At 41.5% G+C, this 23,638-nt stretch carries 19 protein-coding genes and 1 pseudogene; 11 read left to right on the top strand and 9 right to left on the bottom strand.

The window, feature by feature from the left end; genetic code table 11:
* Window positions 1–258: 258 nt before the first annotated feature.
* From tnpC to AAEY94_RS06770, 4 genes and pseudogenes are all read right to left on the bottom strand, one after another.
* Window positions 259–1,736: pseudogene (tnpC, locus tag AAEY94_RS06785) on the bottom strand (IS66 family transposase).
* A gap of 91 nt (window positions 1,737–1,827) precedes the next feature.
* Window positions 1,828–2,178 (bottom strand): IS66 family insertion sequence element accessory protein TnpB, encoded by a 351-nt coding sequence (tnpB, locus tag AAEY94_RS06780; protein ID WP_162023330.1) that lies wholly within the window; start codon window positions 2,176–2,178, stop codon window positions 1,828–1,830.
* Window positions 2,175–2,519: an IS66 family insertion sequence element accessory protein TnpB gene (locus AAEY94_RS06775; RefSeq protein WP_162023329.1), complete on the bottom strand. Its 345-nt coding sequence runs from the start codon at window positions 2,517–2,519 to the stop codon at window positions 2,175–2,177. Before AAEY94_RS06775 ends, tnpB begins: the two co-directional genes overlap by 4 nt.
* 184 nt (window positions 2,520–2,703) lie before the next feature.
* A complete protein-coding gene (locus AAEY94_RS06770) occupies window positions 2,704–3,990 on the bottom strand; it encodes a citrate synthase (protein WP_101086890.1) in 1,287 nt (428 codons plus the stop codon).
* 429 nt (window positions 3,991–4,419) lie between these two features.
* Between AAEY94_RS06770 and sdhC the strand changes: the two genes are divergently transcribed.
* From sdhC to AAEY94_RS06725, 9 genes are all read left to right on the top strand, one after another.
* Window positions 4,420–4,794 (top strand): succinate dehydrogenase cytochrome b556 subunit, encoded by a 375-nt coding sequence (sdhC, locus tag AAEY94_RS06765; protein WP_101086891.1) that lies wholly within the window; start codon window positions 4,420–4,422, stop codon window positions 4,792–4,794.
* Window positions 4,788–5,135: a succinate dehydrogenase, hydrophobic membrane anchor protein gene (gene sdhD / locus AAEY94_RS06760; protein ID WP_101086892.1), complete on the top strand. Its 348-nt coding sequence runs from the start codon at window positions 4,788–4,790 to the stop codon at window positions 5,133–5,135. Before sdhC ends, sdhD begins: the two co-directional genes overlap by 7 nt.
* Window positions 5,136–6,902, top strand: a complete 1,767-nt coding sequence (gene sdhA / locus AAEY94_RS06755) for a succinate dehydrogenase flavoprotein subunit (protein ID WP_101086893.1) — start codon at window positions 5,136–5,138, stop codon at window positions 6,900–6,902.
* A 16-nt stretch (window positions 6,903–6,918) separates the two neighbouring features.
* A complete protein-coding gene (locus AAEY94_RS06750; protein ID WP_101086894.1) occupies window positions 6,919–7,626 on the top strand; it encodes a succinate dehydrogenase iron-sulfur subunit in 708 nt (235 codons plus the stop codon).
* A gap of 202 nt (window positions 7,627–7,828) precedes the next feature.
* Window positions 7,829–10,651: a 2-oxoglutarate dehydrogenase E1 component gene (sucA, locus tag AAEY94_RS06745; RefSeq protein ID WP_101086895.1), complete on the top strand. Its 2,823-nt coding sequence runs from the start codon at window positions 7,829–7,831 to the stop codon at window positions 10,649–10,651.
* A gap of 28 nt (window positions 10,652–10,679) precedes the next feature.
* On the top strand, window positions 10,680–11,876 hold the full coding sequence (gene odhB / locus AAEY94_RS06740; protein ID WP_182743925.1) for a 2-oxoglutarate dehydrogenase complex dihydrolipoyllysine-residue succinyltransferase: 1,197 nt from the start codon (window positions 10,680–10,682) through the stop codon (window positions 11,874–11,876).
* Window positions 11,877–11,952: 76 nt separating this feature from the next.
* A complete protein-coding gene (sucC, locus tag AAEY94_RS06735; protein ID WP_101086897.1) occupies window positions 11,953–13,119 on the top strand; it encodes an ADP-forming succinate--CoA ligase subunit beta in 1,167 nt (388 codons plus the stop codon).
* Entirely contained in the window at window positions 13,119–13,991 is an 873-nt protein-coding gene (gene sucD / locus AAEY94_RS06730) for a succinate--CoA ligase subunit alpha (protein ID WP_101086898.1), read from the top strand. The genes sucC and sucD overlap by 1 nt, the downstream gene beginning before the upstream one ends.
* A 137-nt stretch (window positions 13,992–14,128) precedes the next feature.
* Window positions 14,129–15,055: an AEC family transporter gene (locus tag AAEY94_RS06725; RefSeq protein WP_192115074.1), complete on the top strand. Its 927-nt coding sequence runs from the start codon at window positions 14,129–14,131 to the stop codon at window positions 15,053–15,055.
* Window positions 15,056–15,213: 158 nt separating this feature from the next.
* Here AAEY94_RS06725 and fur read toward each other — a convergent pair whose 3' ends face one another.
* Window positions 15,214–15,645, bottom strand: coding sequence for a ferric iron uptake transcriptional regulator (fur, locus tag AAEY94_RS06720; protein WP_101086900.1), 432 nt, complete (start codon window positions 15,643–15,645; stop codon window positions 15,214–15,216).
* Window positions 15,646–16,003: 358 nt separating this feature from the next.
* Between fur and cobB the strand changes: the two genes are divergently transcribed.
* Together cobB and AAEY94_RS06710 are read left to right on the top strand one after the other, a co-directional pair.
* Window positions 16,004–16,726, top strand: a complete 723-nt coding sequence (gene cobB / locus AAEY94_RS06715) for a Sir2 family NAD+-dependent deacetylase (RefSeq protein ID WP_182743924.1) — start codon at window positions 16,004–16,006, stop codon at window positions 16,724–16,726.
* A 31-nt stretch (window positions 16,727–16,757) separates the two neighbouring features.
* Window positions 16,758–17,204: an ATP-binding protein gene (locus AAEY94_RS06710; protein WP_162024356.1), complete on the top strand. Its 447-nt coding sequence runs from the start codon at window positions 16,758–16,760 to the stop codon at window positions 17,202–17,204.
* Window positions 17,205–17,330: 126 nt separating this feature from the next.
* Here the strand turns inward: AAEY94_RS06710 and AAEY94_RS06705 are convergent, their stop codons facing one another.
* From AAEY94_RS06705 to AAEY94_RS06690, 4 genes are all read right to left on the bottom strand, one after another.
* Window positions 17,331–19,430 (bottom strand): bifunctional 2',3'-cyclic-nucleotide 2'-phosphodiesterase/3'-nucleotidase, encoded by a 2,100-nt coding sequence (locus AAEY94_RS06705; protein ID WP_182743923.1) that lies wholly within the window; start codon window positions 19,428–19,430, stop codon window positions 17,331–17,333.
* Window positions 19,431–20,021: 591 nt separating this feature from the next.
* On the bottom strand, window positions 20,022–20,417 hold the full coding sequence (locus AAEY94_RS06700) for a type 2 periplasmic-binding domain-containing protein (RefSeq protein WP_192115073.1): 396 nt from the start codon (window positions 20,415–20,417) through the stop codon (window positions 20,022–20,024).
* Between the two features lie 11 nt (window positions 20,418–20,428).
* The gene (locus AAEY94_RS06695) at window positions 20,429–21,652 is read right to left on the bottom strand and encodes a porin family protein (protein ID WP_350978091.1); all 1,224 of its coding nucleotides are present in this window, start codon (window positions 21,650–21,652) and stop codon (window positions 20,429–20,431) included.
* Window positions 21,653–21,732: 80 nt separating this feature from the next.
* Complete coding sequence (locus AAEY94_RS06690) at window positions 21,733–23,349, bottom strand: methyl-accepting chemotaxis protein (RefSeq protein WP_350978090.1); 1,617 nt, start codon at window positions 23,347–23,349, stop codon at window positions 21,733–21,735.
* Between the last annotated feature and the right edge of the window lie 289 nt (window positions 23,350–23,638).

The raw sequence follows: 23,638 nt of genomic DNA, 5'->3' as shown, positions 1-23,638 counted from the left end.
CTTCATAAAGACATTAGATGAGATCAACATTATCAATAAGGTAAAGGAATACTATGCACGATATATTTGGCGAAATTAGACGCGAATTTTACACTCAAACAATCAGGGAGTGGTTAGGGTGGATTGTGGGGACCTTTTTACTGGTTGTGTTGATTAAATGGTTTGCTCAACAATATGACGTCCCAGAATTTGAATTTCATGTCTGGGTTTCAGCAACTCTTTATCTCTGGTATGTCGTAACCGTCTAGCGAACCACACCTACTGTTTAAAATTCCAGGGTAACAGGATGTCGATATCAGGTGCTGGTTTACACAGTTCATCAAGGCAAACCATGATGTAATCAAATGGGATTAGACCATTTATTTTGGCGGTTTCCACAATGCTGTAAAGGGTGGCACTTGCATGTGCACCGTTAGCCGTTTGGCTAAATAACCAATTTTTTCGGCCTATCACAAACGGTTTTACCGCGCGTTCAGCTCTATTATTATCGATGCTGAGTCGTCCATCATCGACATACCGAATGAGCTTGTGCCATTGATTAGCCAGGTAATTAGCCGCCTCAATCAGTTTGGTATTGCCCACTAAATTTAGCTGGTTCTGCTCAAGCCAATTTTTTAGCTTGTCCAGTATAGGCACACTGGCTTGTTGTCTTGTCGTGTATTTATCATCCGCACTTTTATCTTTAACGCGTGACTCAACGCCGTACAGTTTTTGGATAAGGCTCAATACCACATCCGCTTTGCCGGTTTTATTTTTCCCTTGCAGCTTTTTCGCGTCGATAAATTTACGACGAGCATGAGCCCAACAGCCGATTAAGGTTGCCTCTGTTTTGGCATAGGCCTGATAACCATCCACGTGTAAATACCCTTGATATCCATCAAGATAATTAACCACGCAGGCGGCCGCGCGACTATTGTGGAAGTCGTAAAGCACGATATTAGGGATAGGATTATTCGGGTCTGGTGAATCTCGACCTGACCATTACACATGTAGCTGTTCACTTTATCGGATTTCACCACCTTTAATGGCGTTTCATCGGCAAACAGCGTGGGCTGCTTTAACAGCTCGGCTTTAAGTCGCTCAACTAGTGGCGCGAAGAGTGCGGCGGATTTGTCTATCCAGCTGCTCATGGTCTGGCGACTGAGCTCAATACCGTATTGCTTGAACATTCCTTCCTGGCGATAAAGCGGTAACCCATATTGGTATTTACTGGTGATAAGCTGACTGAGCAAACTGCTCGTTGCAATGCCTTTGTTGATGGGCATGGCAGGCATTGAGGCTTGCTTTATCTGTGTTTGAATCGAGGCTTTATCACCGTAACGGCAAGCGTACTTAGGCCGAATGTGCTCAATCACTTTGATTTGAGCGGGAATAAACTCAAGCTTTTCTGACTTATCCTCACCCATTTTATGTAGCTCACCGCCACAACAATTACAGGTTTTATCTTCGATATCGTGGATAACCTGCTCACGGGGTAAGTCTTTTGGCAGTGGCTTACGCACTGGCTTTTTACGGGTATAGCTAATGGATTGTTGCTCAGCCTCAGCGGCTTCAACAGTTTCCTCCACTTCATTGAATAACTCGCCTTGCCCTACAAAGCCTTCAGCACTTTTGCCGAATTGTTTTTGTTGAGCTAAACGCCAGCGCTCTTCCAAGGCTGCGATTTGTGCATCCTTCTGCGCTAACAGTTTTTCAAGTTCAGCAATACGCTGTTTAAGGGCGAGTTCATTTTTCATGAAGCCTATTTTAAGGCATAACAAAAGGCTTTCCAGTGCTAACTGAACGTCTTTTGATGATCATCAATCGATCGCCATATCTTTTGAATAATTAAAGCACTTGCTTACCTGCGACATCAATTTTGCTGTGGCCAATCACATCATAACCCGCTAATAACCAGTGTAATTGTTGCTCGGTTAATGTCATGGTGGGTGACATGAGTTTAGGCCATTTGAACTTATATTTATCTAATCGCTTATACCACAGTGCAAAGCCGGTGTTATCCCAGTACAGCAGTTTGAGTTTGTCGCGCCCTTTATTACAAAACACAAATAGCGCACCACTGAGCACCGGTAGTTCAAGCTCTGCTTCCACTAAGGCGGCTAATCCATTAATCGATTTACGAAAATCGACCACATCCGCACATAAATAAACGGTGGGCACATCAACAAACATCTTCATGCCATCAGCCCTTTAATGATGGCAACGATATCGTTCATTGCTAAATTGGCAGGAAACATTAACTGGCCTGTGCGGATATCAAACTGCACCACATTTTGATGAGTTTGCGCGCAGACTTCAGTGGTGGTTTGTTTTAACTGAATAAAACGTGATGATGTGGGGTTCGTTGTTTGCACTGGCAAGGTTGAATTAGGCTGATATTCAGCCAGTAAAGCGCGCTGTTTATAGTAAGTGGTGATAGAGACATTATGGTGTTGGCAAAATTCGATATTAGTGCCACTAAACGAGCCGCGTTGTTGAAGTAGCATCTGCCACTGAGTAGTTGTTCTGTATGTTTTCATCACCTGCTCTAAATTTATCATTGAGCAGGTATTTTTAGACAATCAGAACATCGATGCTAGGTGTACTTCGCTAGACGCATACTTTAGGACTGATTTATACACTACGTTAAATAGTCTCTGATATCTAAATTTAAATAACAAAAAAGCGCCTTTCGGCGCTTTTTTAGTTTGGTTAATCAAAAGATTAACGCTTATCAACGCTCACAAATTCACGTGCAGACTCACCAGTGTATAACTGACGTGGACGGCTGATTTTGTGGCCTGGTTGATCTAACATTTCTTTCCAATGTGAAATCCAACCAACAGTACGTGACAATGCGAATAGCACTGTGAACATATCGTTAGGGATACCAATGGCTTTCATGATGATACCAGAGTAGAAATCAACGTTCGGGTATAGCTTCTTAGAGATGAAGTATTCATCTTCAAGAGCGATACGCTCAAGTTCCATTGCCACGTCTAATAATGGATCAACCACTTTAAGTTCTTTAAGGACTTCATGACAAGTTTCACGCATCACTTTAGCGCGAGGGTCGAAGTTCTTATAAACGCGATGGCCAAAGCCCATTAGACGGAATGGATCGTTTTTGTCTTTCGCTTTCTCGATAAATTCAGGAATGCGATCAACGCTGCCGATTTCTTCTAACATTTCTAAGCAAGCTTCGTTAGCACCACCATGAGCTGGGCCCCACAACGAAGCAATACCCGCTGCAATACATGCAAATGGGTTAGCACCTGAAGAGCCAGCTAAACGAACAGTAGATGTAGATGCATTTTGCTCATGATCAGCATGCAATACAAAAATACGGTCCATTGCTTTTTCTACAACAGGATTAACTTTGTACTCTTCACACGGAGTAGCAAACATCATCGACAAGAAGTTACCCGCATAACTTAAATCGTTACGTGGATAAACAAAAGGTTGCCCCATTGAGTACTTGTAGCACATCGCTGCTATTGTCGGCATTTTCGACACTAAGCGGTAAGCTGCAATTTCACGATGCTTTGGATTGTTAACATCAAGAGAATCTTGATAGAAAGCAGATAATGCACCTGTTACACCACATAGCATTGCCATTGGGTGTGCGTCACGGCGGAAACCTCTGAAAAAGAATGCAATTTGTTCATGAACCATAGTGTGTTCTTTCACTGTGGAAACAAATTGTTCGTAATCAGCTTTAGACGGTAATTCACCATATAATAGCAAGTAGCATAAATCTAAGTAGGTCGATTCAGTTGCAAGTTGTTCAATTGGATACCCACGGTGTAACAAGATACCTTGCTCACCATCGATATAAGTAATTGCTGACTCACAAGATGCAGTAGCTAAAAAGCCTGGATCAAAGGTGAAATACCCTTTTTTTCCAAGTGTACTGATGTCGATAACGTCAAAACCTTCAGTACCTTTCTTGATAGGTAGGTCGATTGATTCGTTTCCTGGTAACTCTAATTTGGCTATATTATCAGCCATACCCCGTTCTCCTTACTTCATTCTTCTATATGAGTGCGGCATGTTAAGCGGTCATTACTTTACAGTGGATCGGGATCACAGATCAATTTAAATAAGCGTTTAAATTTGTTAGACCATGGTATATGTGCCCTGTAAACCGCTCTGCGCTTGGATTAGAATAAAAAAATACTAAAAAAACTTATTTTGCATAATGTGAGGTTTGTATTTGACAATTCCCACGAGTATACTTGCCTGCGCCCCCAAGGGCGACGAACATCACAGTTTAGGAATGATGAATTTACGAACTAAATAGTGGTTTCTCAATTGATTAGATGTTTCAGAGTGGTCCGTTATTTGTTTTAAAACGTATGCCTAGTGTTAGCGTTAATAGTTAAACAAAAAACAGATAGATAACAAAAATAATGCTCGACGGAGCTGAGTGAGCAGAACGTGAAAAAGCAAAGACCTGTCCATCTAGACCTGCAGACGATAAGCTTTCCTGCGACAGCTATCGCGTCAATCCTACACCGTATTTCCGGTGTTATCATGCTATTCGCAATTGGTATTCTTCTATGGCTGTTAAATTCGACTTTAACATCACCAGAGGGGTTTGCTAGCGTACAATCCTTGTTCGATGGTTTCGTGATGAAGTTCATCATTTGGGGTATTCTAACTGCGTTGGGTTATCATTTATTAGGTGGCATTCGTCATTTGATTATGGATGCCGGACACTGGGAAGAATTAACTTCGGGTGTTGCATCAGCTAAGGCTACTTTTGTGTTAGCAGTAGTCTTTTCAATCATAGCGGGGATTTGGGTATGGTAACAAATGCAGCAAGTTTTGGACGCAGTGGTGTTCATGACTATATTCTATTACGCGCAAGTGCAGTGATCCTCGCTTGTTATACTATTTTCTTAGTAGGTTTTATCGCGTGTAGTGCCCCGTTAACTTTCGAAATTTGGAGTGGCTTATTTAGTTCACTTCCAATGAAAGTCTTTACCCTTATAACGTTAGTTGCTTTACTTATTCATGCGTGGATTGGTGTATGGCAAGTGTTGACTGATTATGTCAAACACACAGCGTTACGTGGTGTATTACAGTTTACCTTTGTTATGGTCGCGATCAGTTATTTAGCGTCAGGCATTGTAATAGTGTGGGGTGTTTAAGTGAGTATTCCAGTACGCGAATTTGATGTAATCGTAATCGGCGCCGGTGGCGCGGGTATGCGAGCAGCATTACAGATTTCTAAAGAAGGTAAGAGCTGTGCGCTGTTATCTAAAGTATTCCCAACTCGTTCACATACCGTTTCTGCTCAAGGTGGTATCACCGTAGCATTAGGTAATGCTCACGAGGACCATTGGGAACAACACATGTACGATACGGTTAAAGGTTCTGATTTTATCGGCGACCAAGAAGCTATTGAGTTTATGTGTAAAACGGGTCCGGAAGCGATTATTGAACTTGAGCAAATGGGTTTACCTTTTTCTCGTTTCGAAAATGGCACAATCTACCAGCGTCCTTTTGGTGGCCAGTCTCGTAACTTTGGTGGCGAGCAAGCTGCTCGTACCGCTGCTGCTGCTGACCGTACAGGCCATGCATTGCTTCATTGTTTATACCAACAAAACGTTAAACATAAAACTAACGTTTATTCTGAGTGGTATGCCTTAGATTTGGTTAAAAATGAAGATGACGTTGTAGTGGGTTGTACCGCAATTGAAATTGAAACAGGCGATATTGTTTATTTCAAAGCCAAAGCAACGATATTAGCAACGGGTGGTGCAGGGCGTATTTATGCTTCGACCACTAATGCTCATATTAACACCGGTGACGGTGTAGGTATGGCAGCACGTGCTGGCATTCAATTACAAGACATGGAAATGTGGCAGTTCCACCCAACGGGTATTGCTGGTGCAGGTACCTTGGTAACTGAAGGTTGTCGTGGCGAAGGCGGTTACTTATTAAATAAAGATGGCGAACGCTTCATGGAGCGCTATGCACCGAATGCGAAGGATTTAGCTTCTCGTGACGTGGTAGCACGTTCAATGATGACTGAAATTCGCGAAGGTCGTGGTTTAGACGGTCCTTTAGGTCCGCATTTGTTACTAAAGCTTGATCATTTGGGCAAAGAAACCCTTGAAGCGCGTCTTCCTGGTGTGTGTGAATTATCACGTACTTTCGCTCATATCGATCCAGCAGACGGTCCTATTCCTGTATTGCCAACATGCCACTACATGATGGGCGGTTTACCGACTAAAGTGAGCGGTCAAGTTATTCGTCAGAATAAAGATGGCAGTGAGCAAGATGTATTAGGTTTATTTGCGGTTGGTGAAATCGCTTGTGTATCTGTACACGGTGCAAACCGCTTAGGCGGTAACTCATTACTCGATTTAGTGGTCTTTGGACGTGCTGCGGGTCAACATTTAGGTAAAGCGTTAGACGCGACACCTGATCCAAAAGCGGCATCAGACATAGAAATTAGTGCATCACTTGCTCGTCTTAATCGTTGGGAAAGCAACAAAGACGGCGAAGAACCTGCGGTTATTCGTAAAGCGCTTCAATTGTGTATGCAGTTAAATTTCTCTGTTTTCCGCAGTGGTGAAGCCATGGCTGAAGGTCTAGAGCAGCTACAAGCTATTCAAAAGCGACTTGATAATGCTAAGTTATCTGATAACTCAAATGAATTTAATACTCAGCGTATTGAATGTTTAGAATTAGATAATTTAATGGCAACAGCGCTGGCAACTGCTTATGCAGCTAACTTCCGTACTGAAAGCCGTGGTGCGCATTCTCGTGAAGATTATTTAGATCGTGATGATGACAATTGGTTGTGTCATAGCTTATTTGACCCAGTGACTAAGAATATGAGCAAACGTGATGTCAACATGACACCTAAATTACGTGATGCATTCCCACCAGTAAAACGTACCTATTAGGCAGGAGTTGCAAAAGATGAAATTAACATTTGCATTGTATCGTTATAATCCTGATGTAGATACCAAGCCTTACATGAAGGATTACACCCTAGAAGTGCCTGATGGTTCTGATATGATGGTGTTGGATGCGTTAATTAAGCTGAAAGAACAAGACTCAACGATTGCGTTTCGTCGCTCATGCCGTGAAGGCGTGTGTGGTTCTGACGGTGTTAACATGAATGGTAAAAATGGATTAGCGTGTATTACGCCAATATCTACCTTCAAAGGGAAGAAAATTGAAGTCCGTCCTTTACCAGGCATGCCAGTAGTTCGAGATTTGGTCGTTGACCTAACTCAGTTCTACAAGCAATACGAAAAAATTAAGCCTTATCTGATCAATGATGAAAAGGCGCCAGCTCGTGAACATATACAATCACCTGAAGAGCGTGCTCATTTAGATGGTTTATACGAATGTATTTTGTGTGCATGTTGTTCAACTTCGTGTCCATCTTTCTGGTGGAATCCGGATAAATTTATCGGTCCAGCCGGTTTATTGCATGCTTATCGTTTCTTGATTGACAGCCGCGACACGGCAACTGAGGAGCGTTTATCTGATCTAGATGATGCTTACAGTGTGTTCCGTTGTCATGGCATCATGAACTGTGTTGATGTTTGTCCTAAAGGATTAAACCCAACTAAAGCGATTGGTCATATCAAGTCGATGTTACTGAAGCGAGCTGTTTAATGCACGACGAAGAGCAAAATAGTCTGACTTATTAGCTCTGTTAAGAGTCATCTTCATTATTGGAGATGGCTCTTTTGCGTGTTTATGTAAGACCTCCTGCTACTATCTTGCAAAGATAGTTTCAGTCTACGTGTGATGTAACTTACGTTACTCACTGTTATGTTTATGGCTAGCACGTGTATCAAGTTTGAAAGGAATAACAATGCACCAAGGCATCATGAAAGCCTGGCTCGAGTCGTCACATTTAAGTGGTTCGAACTCGACCTACGTAGAAGAGATGTATGAAGCCTATCAAGAAGATCCGCAATCAGTGACCCCTGATTGGCAGCTTGTTTTTGATAATCTCCCTCCGGTTAACGGTGCCTCAGTAGAAGTACCCGAAACTGCTCACTCTAAAGTTCGTGACTATTTCCGCAGTTTAGCTCTACAAGGTCGTTTAAAAAACGCTACCAGCGTCGGCGATCCAGAGTTAGATGCGAAGCAAGTTAAGGTTCTGCAACTGATCAATGCTCACCGTTTCCGTGGCCATCAAAATGCCAATTTAGATCCATTAGGATTGTGGAAGCGCGAGGAAGTTCAGGAGTTAGATCCTGCTTATCACGGCTTAACCGTAGATGACATGCAGCGTCAGTTTAATACTGGTTCATTCGCCCTAGGTGGTGAGACCATGAAACTGGCTGATATTATTCACGCACTAAAGAGCACTTATTGTGGCTCGATTGGTGCTGAATACATGCATATTACTGATACCGATGAAAAGCGTTGGATCCAACAACGTCTTGAACCCACATTAGGTAAAGCCCAGTACGATAACAGCGTCAAAAAGCGTATTCTTGAAGGGTTGAATGCTGCAGAAGGTATCGAAAAATACCTTGGTGCTAAATTCCCTGGAGCTAAGCGATTCTCTTTAGAAGGTGGTGATTCGCTCGTTCCGATGATGCGTGAAATCATTTACCGTGCAGGCGAAGCGGGTACTAAAGAAATCGTGGTAGGTATGGCTCACCGTGGTCGTTTAAACTTGCTCATTAACGTGCTAGGTAAACGTCCTGCTGAACTTTTTGATGAGTTTGCGGGTAAGCATGCCGACACTCACGGTTCTGGCGATGTAAAATATCACCAAGGTTTCTCATCTGATTTTGAAACGCCAGGTGGAAACGTTCATTTAGCACTTGCCTTTAACCCATCTCACTTAGAGATCGTTAATCCAGTGGTTATTGGTTCTGTTCGTGCTCGTCAAGATCGTCGTGGTTGTAAAGACGGTCTGCAAGTCATGCCAATTACTATTCATGGTGATTCTGCTATAACTGGCCAAGGCATTGTGCAAGAGACGTTTAACATGTCTCAAACACGTGGTTTTACTGTTGGCGGTAGCATTCGAATAGTGGTCAATAACCAAGTTGGTTTTACCACATCTAATCAGGCTGACACACGTTCAACCGAATACTGTACTGACATCGCTAAGATGGTTCAGGCGCCAATTTTTCATGTTAATTCTGACGATCCTGAAGCGGTTGCGTTTATCTCTCAACTTGCAGTGGATTATCGTAATGAATTTAAACGTGATGTGGTTATTGATTTAGTGTGTTATCGCCGTCATGGCCATAACGAAGCTGACGAGCCTAGTGCTACACAGCCGCTGATGTACGCTAAAATCAAAAAGCACCCTACGCCACGTAAAATCTATGCAGATAAGTTAATCGCTGAAAATAGTATTCCAGCCGATGAAGTGACTGGTTTGATTAACCATTATCGTGATGCATTAGATGCTGGTGATTGTGTGGTTAAAGAATGGCGTCCTATGACGTTACATACTGTTGACTGGACGCCGTATCTTAATCGCGAATGGGATGAAGATTACGCGGGTGCTATGTCAATGGAACGTCTACAAAACTTAGCCAATAAGTTAGTTGATATTCCTGAAAACCATACGCTTCAATCTCGTGTTGCCAAAATTTGTGCTGACCGTACTGCGATGGCTAAAGGCGAAAAGTTATTAGACTGGGGCTTCGCTGAAACCTTGGCCTATGCTTCTATCCTTGAAGATAACAAGCGTGTGCGGATTACTGGTCAAGACTCTGGTCGTGGTACGTTCTTCCATCGTCATGCTGTATTGCATAGCCAAAAAGACGGCACTACCTATTTACCTTTGCGTAATGTGGCTGATGAACAAGGGCCAATTGATATTATTGACTCAGTATTATCTGAAGCATCTGTGTTGGCATTTGAATACGGTTACGCTACGGCAGAACCCGGTGGCTTGACCATTTGGGAAGCGCAGTTTGGTGATTTCGTCAACTGTGCCCAAGTCGTTATTGACCAATTCTTATCATCTGGTGAGCAAAAGTGGGGCCGTTTATGTGGTCTAACGATGCTATTACCTCATGGTTATGAAGGCCAAGGTCCTGAGCATTCAAGTGCGCGTCTAGAGCGCTTCTTGCAATTATGTGCTAACCACAACATGCAAGTGTGTGTGCCATCAACTCCGGCGCAGGTTTATCACATGTTGCGTCGCCAGGTTGTGCGTCCAATGCGTCGCCCGCTGGTAGTCATGTCACCTAAATCTTTGCTACGTCATCCATTAGCGGTGTCTACCTTAGAAGAGCTTGCTGAAGGGACTTTCCAAAATATTATTGGTGAGATTGATACCTTAGATGCAAGCCAAGTTGACCGCGTTGTATTCTGTAGCGGCAAGGTGTATTTCGAGTTACTTGAAAAACGTCGCAAAGAGAATGTTACCAACGTTGCCATTGTGCGTGTTGAGCAGCTATATCCGTTCCCTGACGTGGAATTGCGTGAGGCATTAGCAACATATCAACATGTTACTGATTTTGTTTGGTGTCAAGAAGAGCCACAAAACCAAGGTGCATGGTACTGTAGTCAGCATCATTTCTGGGCTAATATTCCTGCAGGCGCTCAACTAACTTATGCCGGTCGTGAAGCTTCTGCTGCACCAGCATGTGGTTATCCTGGGTTGCACGTACAGCAGCAAGAATCATTAGTAAATAGCGCATTAAAACTGTCGTAATAGATAATTTATATAAGGGAAGCTTTCCATGAGTATCGAAATTAAGGTACCCGTATTACCAGAATCTGTTGCTGATGCAACTATTGCTACTTGGCATGTTAAACCTGGTGAACAGGTGACACGCGATCAAAACTTAGTTGATATCGAGACTGACAAAGTTGTATTAGAAGTGGTTGCACCAGAAGACGGTTCAATCTCTGAATTGTTATTCCAAGAAGGTGACACCGTTTTAGGTGAGCAAGTGATTGCTAATTTCGTCGCTGGTGCAGTGTCTGGCCAAGAAGTGACTAAAGCTGAAGCATCAGCGCCTTCTACTAATGCAACGACTGAAGTCGCTACTGATGAATCTAACGATGCATTAAGTCCATCTGTTCGTCGTGTTATTGCTGAGCATAATCTTGATGCCAGTAAAATTAAAGGTTCTGGTGTTGGTGGACGTGTGACTAAGGATGATGTTGATGCATTCCTTAAGTCTGCTCCAGCTAAAGCCGCAGCGCCGGTAGCGCCTGTTGCAGTATTAGAAGGCCGTAGTGAGAAGCGTGTACCAATGTCACGTCTTCGTAAGACTATCGCTAAACGTCTTTTAGAAGCGAAAAATTCAACGGCAATGTTAACCACGTTTAACGAAGTGAACATGAAGCCAATCATGGATATTCGTAAACAGTACCAAGACATTTTCGAAAAACGTCATGGTATTCGTTTAGGCTTTATGTCTTTCTATATCAAAGCGGTGACTGAAGCGCTAAAACGTTTCCCTGAAGTTAACGCCTCTATCGATGGTGATGACATTGTTTATCACAACTATTTTGATATCAGCATTGCAGTATCGACTCCACGTGGCCTGGTGACACCAGTATTACGTGACACTGATACCATGAACCTAGCTGAGATTGAGAAAGCGGTACGTGAATTAGCCATTAAAGGCCGTGACGGAAAACTGTCTGTTGCAGACATGACTGGCGGTAACTTCACTGTGACAAACGGTGGTGTTTTCGGCTCGCTAATGTCTACACCCATTTTGAACCTACCACAAAGCGCAATCTTAGGCATGCATGCCATTAAAGATCGCCCAATGGCAGTCAATGGTCAGGTTGAAATCCTGCCTATGATGTACCTAGCACTCTCTTACGATCATCGTATTGTTGATGGTCGTGAGTCAGTTGGCTTCTTAGTCGCGATTAAAGACTTCCTAGAAGATCCAACTCGTCTGCTACTTGATCTATAAGTAGTTAGATAAAACCCTCGTCGCTGGCTCATATTGAGCCAGTTGGATTTGATTAGAAGTATATGGATAGATCATCATGAATTTGCATGAGTATCAGGCAAAATCTTTATTTGCCGAATATGGTTTACCAGTCTCTGAAGGCTTTGCATGTGATACCGCTCAAGAAGCAGTTGAAGCAGCTGGCCACATTGGCGGGAACCTATGGGTTGTTAAGTGTCAAGTACACGCTGGCGGCCGTGGTAAAGCAGGTGGCGTTAAAGTTACCGGAAGTAAAGACGAAATCAGAGCATTCGCTGAAAACTGGTTAGGTAAGAACTTAGTAACGTACCAGACTGACGCTAAAGGTCAGCCAGTTGCTAAAATTCTAGTTGAAAGCTGCACTGACATCGCCAATGAATTGTACTTAGGTGCAGTTGTTGACCGTAGCACACGTCGTGTAGTGTTCATGGCGTCGACTGAAGGTGGTGTTGATATTGAAACTGTGGCTGAACATACGCCAGAGCTTATTCACACAGCTATCATTGATCCGTTAACAGGTCCTCAGGCTTTCCAAGCTCGCGATCTTGGCTTCAAGTTAGGTTTAAACCCAACACAAATGAAGCAGTTTACTAAGATCTTTATGGGTCTAGCGAACATGTTTAACGACCATGATTTTGCGTTATTAGAAATCAATCCACTTGTTATCACCACTGAAGGCAACCTTCATTGTTTAGATGGCAAAATTGGTATTGATGGCAACGCATTATTCCGTCAGCCAAAAATCAAAGCGATGCACGATCCATCACAAGATGATGCTCGTGAAGCACATGCTGCAAAATTTGAATTAAACTATGTTGCTTTAGACGGTAATGTAGGTTGTATGGTTAACGGTGCCGGCCTAGCAATGGGTACAATGGACATCGTAAACCTACACGGTGGCAAGCCAGCTAACTTTTTAGACGTTGGCGGTGGAGCAACTAAAGAACGTGTTGCTGAAGCCTTTAAGATCATTCTTTCTGACAGCAATGTTAAAGCAGTATTGGTTAACATCTTCGGTGGTATCGTGCGTTGCGATATGATCGCTGAAGGTATTATCGGTGCGGTTAAAGAAGTTGGCGTTAAAGTGCCAGTTGTTGTTCGTCTTGAAGGTACTAACGCCGAATTAGGTCGTGAAGTATTGGCTAAGTCTGGTCTTGATATCATCGCGGCTACAAGTCTAACTGACGCGGCTGAGCAAGTTGTTAAAGCTGCGGAGGGCAAATAATGTCTGTTTTAATTAACAAAGATACCAAGGTGATCTGTCAAGGTTTCACTGGTGGTCAGGGTACTTTTCACTCTGAACAGGCGATTGCTTATGGCACGCAAATGGTTGGTGGTGTTTCTCCTGGAAAAGGTGGTCAAACTCACTTAGGTCTTCCAGTCTTTAACACAGTTAAAGATGCTGTAGCGGCAACAGGTGCAACTGCAACTGTTATCTACGTACCAGCACCTTTTTGTAAAGATGCTATCCTTGAAGCAATCGATGCTGGCCTTGAGTTAATCGTTTGTATCACTGAAGGCATCCCAACACTTGATATGCTGCAAGTGAAAGTGAAGCTTGAAGAAACTGGCACTCGCATGATTGGTCCTAACTGCCCAGGTGTTATCACGCCTGGTGAATGTAAGATTGGTATCATGCCTGGTCACATCCATTTACCTGGTAAAGTTGGTATTGTTTCACGCTCTGGTACATTAACGTACGAAGCAGTTAAGCAAACTACTGATGAAGGTTTCGGCCAATCTACTTGTGTAGGTATCGGTGGTGATCCAATTCCTGGTACTAACTTCATTGACGTATTGGAAATGTTCCAAAACGATCCACAGACTGAAGCGATTGTAATGATCGGTGAAATCGGTGGTAATGCAGAAGAAGAAGCTGCTGAATATATCAAAGCACACGTAACTAAGCCTGTTGTATCTTACATTGCTGGTGTTACTGCACCAGAAGGTAAGCGCATGGGCCATGCTGGCGCAATTATCGCTGGTGGTAAAGGTACTGCTGAAGATAAGTTTGCTGCTCTTGAAGCTGCAGGCGTTACGACTGTTCGCTCTTTAGCTGACATTGGTAAAGCACTACGTATTCGTACTGGCTGGTAATATTTACTCGGCTTGAAAAAGGCGCTTAGGCGCCTTTTTTATTGGTTTTTTTTACACTATTTTTCATACTGTTATATTTTTCATATTATTATAATAGACAATCAGTTGGCATTTAGTTCGGTATTTGTAAGGTAAGTATGGCCATCATCAGTATTATATTTCCGTTAATTTTTATGGTGGTATTAGGTTTTGTATTAACCCGAGTGGGTTTCTTTAATAAAGAACACATTGCCGGGATCAGCAAATTTACTTTTTATGTTAGTATTCCGGCATTTTTATTTATCAATATGCTGGCAGCACCATTAGCGCAAAGCATTGATCCATTTGCATTGCTGGCTTTTTATTTACCAGTGTTGTTAGTGTTTGCTATAGGTTACCGAATTAATCGACACTTTAGTCCAATAGCGATGCAGGGGTGTGATGCCAGTGCGGTATTCGCGTTGGGCGCCAGTTATTCCAATACGGTATTGGTAGGTTTACCCATTATTATCGCGGCATTAGGCCCAGCAATGATAGGGCAGGTATTTATGATCATTACTTTTCATAGCGCCACCCTGTTTGCACTGACATTTATCTTAGCGGCATGCGCGCAAGAGCAAGGCTTTTCGTGGCGTCGATTTACTCGCTCTATGCTACTCAATCCGGTGGTGATGAGCATTAGCTTGGGCATTTTAGCTAATGCGATAAGTATTAACTTGGGGGATCAGCTTAGTGCAGGGCTAGCATTACTCGCAAAACCGGCATTAGCCTGTGCATTATTTGTTCTAGGCGCTAATTTAAGTTTCTATCGGATTGGCGATCATTGGCGTTTAGCATTAGTGGCAAGCAGTTTGAAAATTATCTTGTTACCCGCATTAGTGTATGTGATGGCGCATTTTGTGTTTCAGTTAACATTACAAAATACGGCCATGTTAGTGTTACTTAGCGCCTCGCCATTAGGTGTTAATGCTTATTTAATTGCTACAGAGCTTAAACAGCATGAATCAACCTTGGGCAGCACAGTGGTATTATCGACCTTGCTATCTGTGCTGAGTTTCAGTCTATGGTTAACACTGTTAATTTAAGCGTATTTATTTAATAAGACTTTACAATGCCATCCGCACTTGTGTGCTATGCACGACTCCCGGTTTTATACTTTTCCCCAAAAAAGTGATGCAGATGATAAATTTCAACCAATAAAAAACCAGCAAATTTGCTGGTTTGTTTGTTGCTCACATACTGACTATTCGTCAGCGTGATCACAAGTATCATTGGTGCAATGGCCATAAAGGTACAAGCTATGGTGAGTCAGCTTGATGTTATGACGCATGGCGATTTCATCTTGGCGACGTTCAATTACGTCGTCAGTAAACTCAATCACTTTATCACAGGTTAAACACACTAAATGATCATGGTGTTGTTGAGTCGACATTTCAAACACCGCTTTACCACTTTCAAAATGATGACGATTTAGAATGCCCGCATCATCGAACTGGTTTAATACTCTGTATACAGTAGCGAGACCAATTTCCTCGCCTATTTCGAGTAACTTTTTATATAAGTCTTCTGCACTGATATGCTGGTTGTCTGGGGATTGCATCAGTTCTAGAATTTTAACTCGCGGCAGAGTTATTTTTAATCCGGCTTTTTTGAGTGCTTGATTTCCATCTGTCATTGCTAATCTCTTGATTGCAGAACCAATCGGTTCATCGGTGGATATTCTAATCATTATATGTCTTGAGTCTAAAAACATAAACCTCTTAAGCTGCTTTATCAACCTATATAGAGGATATTTAGTAAAACAGTCACTTAAGCTGATATTATTTGTTAAGGATCTCTCAATAAGCTTACTTATACTAAGGGATTATTGTACCTATTCGGATATCCGATATTATTATCAAATCTATAACATGAATTTTATGTGAATTTTTAGACCGTGTAGTGACAACATTTTGTAACCTGAGTACGTATTTTTGATATTGTATTAAAAGTCATTACATTTTATTTTACATCATCACAATAAAGGACAAACAATGTACCGGCAAATTGTAGTGCTGACCGGCGCAGGTATTTCAGCTGAGTCGGGTATGAGCACGTTTAGAGATCAGCATGGTTTATGGGAACAGCATCATATTGAAGATGTTGCCACTCCTGAAGGCTATGCAAGAGATATCGAGTTAGTGGAGCGTTTTTATAATAGCCGCTGGCAACAATTACACAGTGATGATGTCATTCCAAATGCAGCACATTTAGCACTCGCGAAACTTGAAACAGAATTTACGGGTGAATTGCTAGTGATAACCCAAAATGTTGATGATTTACACGAGCGGGCAGGGTCTAAACGATTACTGCATATGCACGGCGAATTAGCAAAAGGTCGATGCCCACAATCATTACAAACCTTTGTATTACGTGAACCTTTTGGTGCTGAAAACTGTTGCACTTGTTGTATCCCGGGAAAACGCTTGCGGCCACATATTGTGTGGTTTGGGGAAATGCCTTTTGGTATGGACAGAATCCACGACGCTTTAGACCACTGTGACTTATTTATTGCGATTGGCACATCTGGTACGGTTTATCCCGCGGCAGGCTTTGTCGATAGTGCGAATCACCACGGTGCTCAAACTGTGGAGGTTAACCTTGATCCTGCAGACCGTCATAGTCAGTTTCAATATCATTTTACCGGAAAAGCGGGTGATATTTTACCTAAGTTAGTTGACGATATTTTAGCAGGTAAGGTGGTTGGAAGTGAGTGAAACGTTAGTTGATAGAGCGGTAAATGACGTGATGCCGTCAAAGCTGGCGATTATAATGCGTGGTTTACCTGGCAGTGGTAAGTCTTATTGGGTTGAACAATTTATTATTTCTCAAGGCATTGAGCAGGCGATTCATATCCGACAGCATGGTCTATTCTCTACAGATCGCTATTTTTATCAACAGGGACAATATCGCTTTAATCCGCAAAAAATTGGCCAATATCATCAGGCTAATTTAACGGCTTTTATTCAGGCGTTGGCGCGAAATGAACCAATAGTTATTTGTGATAATACTAATATCGCCAAGTGGGAATTTATGGCTTATGACGCAGCAGCAAAAGCGTTAGGCTATCAAGTTAAAGTGGTATTAGTAGGGAATCCAGATGATGACCAACATCAACAGCTTTGTGCACAACGAAATCAACATCACGTTTCATTAGTGCATATTCAAAAAATGGCGCAGTTGTTTGAAGAGTAATAGTTTGCAAACTCATTGTTTAAATAATGGTGACTGTATTTAAGTTGTGTGGCCATATTTTAGGCCAGAACTATAAAAATAAAGAAGGCGCATAAAGCGCCTTCTTTGTATTGAGTCCGCTAATAATTATTTAGCAGCAACAGGTGTCGTTAGGTCGATGCTATAAATCGCAAAGCCTGCGACAACATCAGCTGTTGTAGGTAACTTCACCATTTTACGTTGTTGATTATCAGCAACAAACTTGTCAGCAACATCGCTATCTTGAGTTTCAAAACGAATGTCTAATGCAACAGTTGCATTATCAATAGTTTTAAAATCCCAGTTGTAATCAGCTGATGGATCGACCATAGCATCATATCCGCCAGTTGCATTTGGTTGTGATTGCTCAGTAATATAAGCTGATAATGCATCACGGTTGGTATCTGGCAGTTCTAGCACTACGTGGTCAGAACCGGTGCCCGCAAATGAACCACCAAATGCACGGTAGTTATTTGATGCCACTACAAATGACATAGCGGCTAAATCATCACCCGTAATAACCGTACCATCGGCAGCAGTGTAAGCTAAGTCAACAATACGGTTAGCACCGGCGTTAACAACTTCACAGCTACGGTCAAACTTAGTTGGTTGAGTTACATCAATTTTGTAAGTTAGGCCATCAATAACGTCGAAGTTATAGGTTGGGTGGCCTGCGCGATTAATTAAATTTTGTGGGGCACTGATGGTTGGATCAATTTGATTAAACTGGTTGGCAGAACATTCTAACCAATCTTTTAATTCCGCACCGGTGGCTTTAACTGCAACCATAGTATTTGGATAAAGGTATAAGTCAGCTGCGTTTTTATACGAAAGGTCGCCAGCATCAACTTGTACATATTGGCTTGCATCTCCTTCAGCATAACGTCCACCGGCTTTAAATGGTGCCGAAGCTGACAAGATTGGCAAATCTTTTAAATCATCAGTAATTAATGTTTTAACACGCGCTATTTGAGCATTAGATACAATCTGAACCGTTGGATCATCTTGAACTAACGTTAAGAAGCTGTACATGTTAGCGGCAGCAACCCCAATAGGTTGGCTAACATATTCGATAGTACCATTATGTTCAATTTCAATTGCATCACGTAAGCTCGCTTCACCTTCAACCAATGCTACTTTATTAGCATTGTCGTAAATTGGGCGTGCTTTAGCCGTTGATTCTTCATGAATTACGGTCCATTTCCCTTCTACTTGGCGTACAACTAAGTCAACCACACCTAAGTTATCACCCCAACGACCAGGCATTACAGCTGGAATGCCGTTTAATAGCCCTTTTTCTACGTCAGTGTTCGGTAAATCGCTATAGCTTGCGGCTGGGAAAACTGAGTGGCTGTGGCCAAAGAATATAGCATCAATACCATCAACATTGGTGAGTGCATAAGTGGCGTTTTCTGCCCATGGATCGCCAGGGTTTTCACTTGAACCAATACCAGAATGCGGAATGGCTAAAATAATATCAGCACCTTCAGCTTTCATTTGCGGAATAAACTTATTAGCCGCTTGAACAATGCCTAAGACTTCAACTTTACCGTCTAAGTTAGCTTTATCCCATTGTAAAACCTGTGGTGGTACAAAACCGATATAACCGATTTTGATTGTGTGTTCATTACCGTCAACATCGATAACAACTTTGTCTTTAATGATATACGGTGTGAACATGTTTTCATTAAATAGCACATCACCCCAGCAACCATCTTTATCAGCACAAATTACGTTCGAGTTAATGTAGGGGAAATTTGCACCCGATATTGATTGCTCAAGAAATGTTAAGCCATAATTAAATTCATGGTTACCAATATTACCTACTTCATAATCTAGTGTATTCATTGCTTTGTACACTGGGTGTGTGTCGGTTAACATGTTGCTGTCAGTTTTGAATTTATTGGCAATGTAATCTCCCATAGGGCTACCTTGCAATAAATCACCGTTATCTAATAAAACTGAGTTAGTGACTTCGGCGCGTGCTGCATTGATTAAACTTGCTGTACGTACCAGACCAATGGTCTTATCATCTTTCCCTGAGTAATAGTTGTAATCCATCATATTGGTATGAAGATCAGTCGTTTCCATTACACGTAACTTGATATCTGCAGTAACAGTACTTGTTTGATCGTCATTATCAGAGCCGCAACCGCCGAGTCCCAGTGCACCAGCGATAACAACGGCAAGAAGTGTTTTATTTAACATAATTTACTCTCTATATTTATTTGACCCCGAGGCGTATTTTTTGTTTTTGCCTCTTACGTAGTGTTAACGTTCCTTAACTATTTTGATAATAAAATGAAAACACCGCGCTGATTATAAGCATAAGATATGAATAAATTGTGATACAAGGCTAAATAAAATCTATTCGTGAGTGAGATTGCGCAATTAATCATCATCAGAAATGATAACAGGCTACGCAATGTTAATGTTACGGTGTCAATGTTAATAAGTGGTGTTATTTTTCTTCGGCAAAAATGTGGCGAAATAACGCAACGAATAATTGAGTATTTTATATTCGCCAGAATTTACGTAATATTGAATTGTTAAATTTAACTCGATAAGCTATTAAGGATAGAGTGCGATATATTGCTTTTGCTCGTCATCATCTAATTCGACGTTATAAATGATGGTTATAAACCAAACAAGTTTTGGTGCTGATTTTTTATTAGGTTAGTCATAAAAAAACCGAGCAATAAATATCATTACTCGGTTTATATTTCATCTTCCAATTAACTAAGATCGGTGATTATGTGCTCACGTTTTTATGGTGAGTTAATCACAGTAGTAATCAATCTATGGCTTCAGTATGATTTTTACTGTGGCATCAACGTCTGCTTCATCAATGTAGCCAATGGCATTTGGATTGCTTGCAATTGCTGATTTCATCGCACTTGCACCAGAAACCGCAGGAGGTGGAGTACCTTTACCGGTGAAGACTTGCTTAGACCAAAATGCTTTCAGTTGAGCATCTGACTTACCGGTAACAGCTTGATGAAACTCACTGCGAATAGGATTACCTTCTTCTAATTCGTAAACGACGACTGAAGAATCCCCTTTACCTAAAAAAGCTTTTTTTACATCATTAATTGAAATATCTGCAGCAGCAGGATTGCCAATAATCACTACAGCAGCATTAGCTGAGGTAACGGCAGTTAAACTTAGTGCTAAAATTGTTAATAATTTTTTCATTATCATACCCCTTAAAATACTGCGTCGAATTTAACGGTGTAAATCAAGGTGTCATCGTAAGTGAATTTACCTGTTGACGTGTCCAAGTTGTTGCCTAAGAATCCACCTGAAGTGTCACCAAAATCATCGGCGTAGGTGACATCAAATTTAATCGCAACGTTATCAATTGCATCCCATCGCAAACCAATACTGTAAGCCATACGTTCAGCATTAAAGGCGACCATCTGAATTGCAGCCGCTGTAGATAAAGGTAGACGCTCATCATTATCTTGAGTTTTCGTATAAGCAACAGTAGCGTAAGGCGTAAATGCCTTAATACGATAGCCTAATGTTAAGTAACCAGAATCAATATCAGGGTAAGCGTTATCAATTTCTGAACGAGTCCATTCTGTTATCGCAATGACTTCACCATTGTCGTAACTTGCACCCACTCCGACGAAAGAACCTTTATCATCATCAAGTTCTAATACCGTATAGTTCGCTTGGGTGTTCACTCCAGGCGCTAATGTTACGTCAACTTCATTAACAATAGGTCCGTCTAGTTGTGCTTGAGCGTATACGGCACGTAAAGTCCATATTTCGTCAGTCCAGCTCAGGTTAGCACCCATAAGGTTACTGAGTTCAACCGCTGAATTTTTAACATCTGACTCACCACCAAAGGCTTGCATTGTTAAGGTTGAGTCATCATATTCAACATCGTATGACACGCCAGCGCCTGTGTAAGACGAAAACGGAATAGCGCCGTATACTTCTTGTGGTGGACGAGCAAATGGCTGTGCGTAGCCAACATCTAAGTAATCAGAGTACATGAATAAAGGGACTCGCAGTTTACCACCACGAATCTTGACGCCGTTTTCAAAGCGATGAGATAAATAGGCCCATTCTGCTTCAACTTCCCAGTCGTATTTACCGCGCATCATTAACTGTAATACTGCTTGAGTATTGTCAGAAATGTTAAAGGTACCTTGTAGCCCTAATTTACTGTCTTCGTTAAAATCAGCACTTGAATCTGCATTATTATAACCAGCATCATTGTCAGAGCTGATATAGGCTCCACTAATAAAGCCGTTAAATTTTACTTTGTCAGTTAGGCTAGCATTTTGTTGTTTTTGCAGCGTTTGAACTTGCTGCTCTAACTTAGCTATTTTTGCATCAGCAGCTTCATCTGCTGTTGCTAGGTTAGGTATCATTGCCATTGATATTGCAACAGATAATACTTTTAAATTAAACTGCATGGTGTTACTCCTTGATCATCACTCAATATGCCTCTAGGGCTTATATTTTTGGTTTTCTGCTACTGCATTTACAATCAATCTCACACCTTAAATTGGTTAGTAATTGATTGTAGTCTTTCACTTATATTTTGAATATCAACACTGATCCCTCCCATATCAGCCGTCGTTACCCTGACTTTCTGTGAACCGGCTTCCATTTCAGCTACATATTGCTGAATCAACACCGAAGTTGTATGTTGTTCTTCGGTGGCAGCCGCAATTTGGTCATTAACCTCTGATATTGCACTCACTTTACCTGTTATACGTTGTAAGGCTTCACCGGCTAAAGAGGTTGATTTAACCCCTATTGCTGCAGTGTGAATACCGCGATCCATCGCGTCAACGGCTTGTTTAGACGTGGAGCGTAATTCTTGTAGCACTTGTTGGATTTCTTGGGTCGAGGTTTGTGTTCTAGAGGCCAATGTTCTGACTTCATCTGCAACTACCGCAAACCCGCGCCCATGTTCACCAGCACGCGCGGCTTCAATCGCAGCGTTAAGTGCGAGTAAATTAGTCTGATCTGCAATACTTCTTATCGTGTCTAATATGTCATTAACATTATGGGTATATGCGTCCAATTGATTAACGACAACCGCAGTTTGCTGTACTTCTTCAGCCAAGGTATTAATGGTAATAACAGCATCGTTAACAATAACAACGCCTTGTTTTGCCTCAGTGTTGGCATTCTCAGCATCAAGCGCTGCGCTTGATGCGTATTCAGCAATATGAGTGACACTGACAAACATTTCTTTCATGGCTTGTGATATCTGCTCAATGGATTCATTTTGTTGCTGTACATTGAGTTCACTGTATTGACTGCCGCTGAGTAACGTTGCTGCAACTTCGGTTAAATTTTCAGTGGTATTCTTTGTATCGGCAATAGACGATTGAAGTTTAGACACAAATTGATTAAACCAATAAACAAGCTGTGCTATTTCATCTTTGCCTGCATACTGAATCCGTGATCGTAGATCGCCTTCACCTTGGGATATGTTACGAAGTGACTGGGTTACATTGTCGATAGTACTAATAATTGATTTATTAACTAAGACTCCTACTGCAATCATGACGACTGTAGCCGCAATACCAATGAGCATTAGACTATTTTCTGCACGTTCAGTACTGGCTATGGTTAATTGGATCCGTTGCTCAAACTCTGTTGAATAATCTTTCTTCTTGGCCGCAAATTGTTTAACTAAAGTTTGATATCGCTTGGCATTATCTGTCGCTTGAGTTTGAATTTTACTAAAGTCAACATCATCCTTTATAAACTCGGCAGCAAGGCTTCTAGCATTTTCATGATAAAGGGTAATGTCACGAATCAATTGTTGTGTATTTATTTCTTCAGCTGGAAGTAAAATGGCTAACTCATTTAAATTATCCGTAATTTGCTTCACCATCGTTTTAGCTATGTCTAAGCTGTCTTCTTCGCCTGTGGTTATTGCTGACTGAATAGTTTGATCTAATTGCAGTAACAACCCTTGATTTATGGTTGCTAGATTAAGTGCGGGATAAAGTTGGTTTTGAAGTCCGTTTAACCGTTGTGCATTGTTTTCACCAGTTTGATTGTTAATAATTAAAGAAATCACAAACGACAAAATGGCGACAACAGTAAGTAGGGTAATTCTGTGCTTAATTTTTAAATTTGTCAGCAGCATATAACTTTATGTAATCAATTTATTTAACATGGTTACAATAATATCACTTTAAATAATGGGATAAAATCACTAACAAAAGCTAAAGCTTAATAAACAATCACATTGCGATGTTAGTATTGTTCAACTCGTTGGAAATACAATATTGATTTTGTTTTAATATAATAAAATATTATTCACCCCTGAATGAGGTGTCCATTTAACACTATGATTATAAACAAGTTTGATAGGCGATGAATATGTTATTTTTTGTGAGTTAATATAGTTTATGTTTGATTTAACATATTTTAAT

Origin of the sequence: Shewanella sp. AC34-MNA-CIBAN-0136 (assembly GCF_040309945.1) — a bacterium.
Lineage (GTDB): Bacteria > Pseudomonadota > Gammaproteobacteria > Enterobacterales > Shewanellaceae > Shewanella.
This window is presented reverse-complemented; position numbering and strand designations above follow the sequence as displayed.

Bases quoted from the DNA above. Each gene is read 5' to 3' on its own strand.
- cobB (WP_182743924.1), top strand. From the start codon at position 16,004: ATGTACCGGCAAATTGTAGTGCTGACCGGCGCAGGTATTTCAGCTGAG.
- AAEY94_RS06690 (WP_350978090.1), bottom strand. From the start codon at position 23,349: ATGCTGCTGACAAATTTAAAAATTAAGCACAGAATTACCCTACTTACT.
- sucC (WP_101086897.1), top strand. From the start codon at position 11,953: ATGAATTTGCATGAGTATCAGGCAAAATCTTTATTTGCCGAATATGGT.
- AAEY94_RS06725 (WP_192115074.1), top strand. From the start codon at position 14,129: ATGGCCATCATCAGTATTATATTTCCGTTAATTTTTATGGTGGTATTA.
- AAEY94_RS06750 (WP_101086894.1), top strand. From the start codon at position 6,919: ATGAAATTAACATTTGCATTGTATCGTTATAATCCTGATGTAGATACC.
- sucD (WP_101086898.1), top strand. From the start codon at position 13,119: ATGTCTGTTTTAATTAACAAAGATACCAAGGTGATCTGTCAAGGTTTC.
- AAEY94_RS06770 (WP_101086890.1), bottom strand. From the start codon at position 3,990: ATGGCTGATAATATAGCCAAATTAGAGTTACCAGGAAACGAATCAATC.
- AAEY94_RS06695 (WP_350978091.1), bottom strand. From the start codon at position 21,652: ATGCAGTTTAATTTAAAAGTATTATCTGTTGCAATATCAATGGCAATG.
- sdhD (WP_101086892.1), top strand. From the start codon at position 4,788: ATGGTAACAAATGCAGCAAGTTTTGGACGCAGTGGTGTTCATGACTAT.
- fur (WP_101086900.1), bottom strand. From the start codon at position 15,645: ATGACAGATGGAAATCAAGCACTCAAAAAAGCCGGATTAAAAATAACT.
- AAEY94_RS06775 (WP_162023329.1), bottom strand. From the start codon at position 2,519: ATGAAAACATACAGAACAACTACTCAGTGGCAGATGCTACTTCAACAA.
- tnpB (WP_162023330.1), bottom strand. From the start codon at position 2,178: ATGAAGATGTTTGTTGATGTGCCCACCGTTTATTTATGTGCGGATGTG.
- AAEY94_RS06700 (WP_192115073.1), bottom strand. From the start codon at position 20,417: ATGAAAAAATTATTAACAATTTTAGCACTAAGTTTAACTGCCGTTACC.
- sucA (WP_101086895.1), top strand. From the start codon at position 7,829: ATGCACCAAGGCATCATGAAAGCCTGGCTCGAGTCGTCACATTTAAGT.
- odhB (WP_182743925.1), top strand. From the start codon at position 10,680: ATGAGTATCGAAATTAAGGTACCCGTATTACCAGAATCTGTTGCTGAT.
- AAEY94_RS06710 (WP_162024356.1), top strand. From the start codon at position 16,758: ATGCCGTCAAAGCTGGCGATTATAATGCGTGGTTTACCTGGCAGTGGT.
- AAEY94_RS06705 (WP_182743923.1), bottom strand. From the start codon at position 19,430: ATGTTAAATAAAACACTTCTTGCCGTTGTTATCGCTGGTGCACTGGGA.